The sequence below is a fragment of the Methylotenera sp. genome (assembly GCF_029946165.1).
In the GTDB taxonomy this organism is placed as follows: Bacteria; Pseudomonadota; Gammaproteobacteria; order Burkholderiales; family Methylophilaceae; genus Methylotenera.
This window is the reverse complement of record NZ_JAQSDZ010000013.1, coordinates 1-2,715: the sequence shown is the minus strand read 5'-3', so window position 1 is coordinate 2,715 and position 2,715 is coordinate 1. Positions and strand designations below refer to the sequence as shown.

Here is a 2,715-nt window from a genome sequence, read left to right as displayed (position 1 = left end):
CCGATGATAGTGCGGGTTCCCGTGTGAAAGTAGGACATCGTCAGGCTATTAATGCACAGGCCCCCGCCTACGTAGGTGGGGGCTTCGTCTTCTCTGCTTGGTATTCACTGTGATGGTGGTGTTGGCTTGAGTTGGCGACATGACCTGGTCATGTTGTGAGGCTTCTAAGCGATCAAAACAAAGATTGCGCAGATGCTTGACAAGATGATCGAAGTGAGTCATAATCTCGCTTCTGTGCTGATGACTGATCAGCAAGCGCTCTTTAAAAATTAACAGCCGATAAGTGTGGGTGTTTGGATGAGAGAAGCCAAACGACTAAACAGTCGTTGGTGAGGTTCGCAAGGCAACTTGTTGAATCGATCCGAATACTCACGGATAGATGAAAAGAAATTCACTTGTGAAGATCTGATCAATTCCGTTTAGAGTGAGTTTTTAAACAGAGATTAAACTGAAGAGTTTGATCCTGGCTCAGATTGAACGCTGGCGGCATGCCTTACACATGCAAGTCGAACGGCAGCACGGGAGCAATCCTGGTGGCGAGTGGCGAACGGGTGAGTAATATATCGGAACGTGCCCAGTCGTGGGGGATAACGTAGAGAAATTTAGGCTAATACCGCATACGATCTAAGGATGAAAGCGGGGGATTCGCAAGAACCTCGCGCGATTGGAGCGGCTGATATCAGATTAGGTTGTTGGTGAGGTAAAAGCTCACCAAGCCGACGATCTGTAGCTGGTTTGAGAGAACGACCAGCCACACTGGGACTGAGACACGGCCCAGACTCCTACGGGAGGCAGCAGTGGGGAATTTTGGACAATGGGCGCAAGCCTGATCCAGCAATGCCGCGTGCAGGAAGAAGGCCTTCGGGTTGTAAACTGCTTTTGTCAGGGAAGAAATCTTCTGGGCTAATACCTCGGGAGGATGACGGTACCTGAAGAATAAGCACCGGCTAACTACGTGCCAGCAGCCGCGGTAATACGTAGGGTGCGAGCGTTAATCGGAATTACTGGGCGTAAAGCGTGCGCAGGCGGTTTTGCAAGACAGATGTGAAATCCCCGGGCTTAACCTGGGAACTGCATTTGTGACTACAAGGCTAGAGTACGGTAGAGGGGGATGGAATTCCGCGTGTAGCAGTGAAATGCGTAGAGATGCGGAGGAACACCGATGGCGAAGGCAATCCCCTGGACCTGTACTGACGCTCATGCACGAAAGCGTGGGGAGCAAACAGGATTAGATACCCTGGTAGTCCACGCCCTAAACGATGTCAACTGGTTGTTGGACGGCTTGCTGTTCAGTAACGAAGCTAACGCGTGAAGTTGACCGCCTGGGGAGTACGGCCGCAAGGTTGAAACTCAAAGGAATTGACGGGGACCCGCACAAGCGGTGGATGATGTGGTTTAATTCGATGCAACGCGAAAAACCTTACCTACCCTTGACATGTACGGAACTCGCCAGAGATGGCTTGGTGCTCGAAAGAGAACCGTAACACAGGTGCTGCATGGCTGTCGTCAGCTCGTGTCGTGAGATGTTGGGTTAAGTCCCGCAACGAGCGCAACCCTTGTCATTAGTTGCTACATTCAGTTGGGCACTCTAATGAGACTGCCGGTGACAAACCGGAGGAAGGTGGGGATGACGTCAGGTCCTCATGGCCCTTATGGGTAGGGCTACACACGTCATACAATGGCCGGTACAGAGGGCTGCCAACCCGCGAGGGGGAGCTAATCCCAGAAAACCGGTCGTAGTCCGGATCGCAGTCTGCAACTCGACTGCGTGAAGTCGGAATCGCTAGTAATCGCGGATCAGCATGTCGCGGTGAATACGTTCCCGGGCCTTGTACACACCGCCCGTCACACCATGGGAGTGGGTTTTACCAGAAGTAGGTAGTCTAACCTTCGGGAGGACGCTTACCACGGTAGTATTCATGACTGGGGTGAAGTCGTAACAAGGTAGCCGTATCGGAAGGTGCGGCTGGATCACCTCCTTTCTAGAGAACATCCAATGCTGCAAGCATTCACACTTATCAGTTGTTAGACAGAAGCAACATCAAAAAAAGATTTGACTAAAGGGTCTGTAGCTCAGTTGGTTAGAGCACCGTCTTGATAAGGCGGGGGTCGATGGTTCGAGTCCATCCAGACCCACCAGATTCCATAGTAAGCACCTGTTAGACAAATGGGGGATTAGCTCAGCTGGGAGAGCACCTGCTTTGCAAGCAGGGGGTCGTCGGTTCGATCCCGTCATCCTCCACCAAGACTTTGAATACAAGAAAACAAAGCCTTCACTCTGAACGCATCGGTTGCAAACCCAATGCTCTGGATCAAGTTTGATTCGGGGCCTTTGGTTTGCAGCTTTTTAAGCTGTTGCTCTTTAAAAATTCGTAGAGTCGAAATAATCAGCGTTGCTGGTGGAAAGTTGTTCTGTAAAAGGGATGACACCGTGCCACCAGTAACGATTTTTGATTGCGTCACAGAACTTCAACTTCGGATTCGTCCGAAAGGCGAATTCTGATGAATTGAAGAAACGGCATAACGCGAGATCACACAGTTTAACGTGCTGTTGTGATGCTCAACAGTCCTTGACCGACGCCTTAGCATTGGCGTCAAAGTTATAGGGTCAAGTGACTAAGTGCATGTGGTGGATGCCTTGGCGATTACAGGCGACGAAGGACGTGATAGCCTGCGATAAGCTTCGGGGAGCTGGCAAATTAGCTTTGATCCGGA

At 50.9% G+C, this 2,715-nt stretch carries 1 protein-coding gene, 2 tRNA genes and 2 rRNA genes; 4 read left to right on the top strand and 1 reads right to left on the bottom strand.

The window, feature by feature from the left end:
* Positions 1 to 445 precede the first annotated feature (445 nt).
* The 3 genes from PSV17_RS08505 (at position 446) to PSV17_RS08495 (ending at position 2,245) form a co-directional block, all read left to right on the top strand.
* Positions 446 to 1,982, top strand: a 16S ribosomal RNA gene (locus PSV17_RS08505).
* Positions 1,983 to 2,062: 80 nt separating this feature from the next.
* Positions 2,063 to 2,139, top strand: a tRNA-Ile gene (locus PSV17_RS08500).
* Positions 2,140 to 2,169: 30 nt separating this feature from the next.
* Positions 2,170 to 2,245 (top strand) — tRNA-Ala (locus tag PSV17_RS08495).
* Here PSV17_RS08495 and PSV17_RS08490 read toward each other — a convergent pair.
* Positions 2,233 to 2,463, bottom strand: coding sequence for a hypothetical protein (locus PSV17_RS08490; RefSeq protein WP_300481549.1), 231 nt, complete (start codon positions 2,461 to 2,463; stop codon positions 2,233 to 2,235). The genes PSV17_RS08495 and PSV17_RS08490 overlap by 13 nt on opposite strands.
* Before the next feature lie 143 nt (positions 2,464 to 2,606).
* Here PSV17_RS08490 and PSV17_RS08485 point away from each other — a divergent pair.
* Positions 2,607 to 2,715, top strand: a 23S ribosomal RNA gene (locus PSV17_RS08485); the annotation flags it as partial.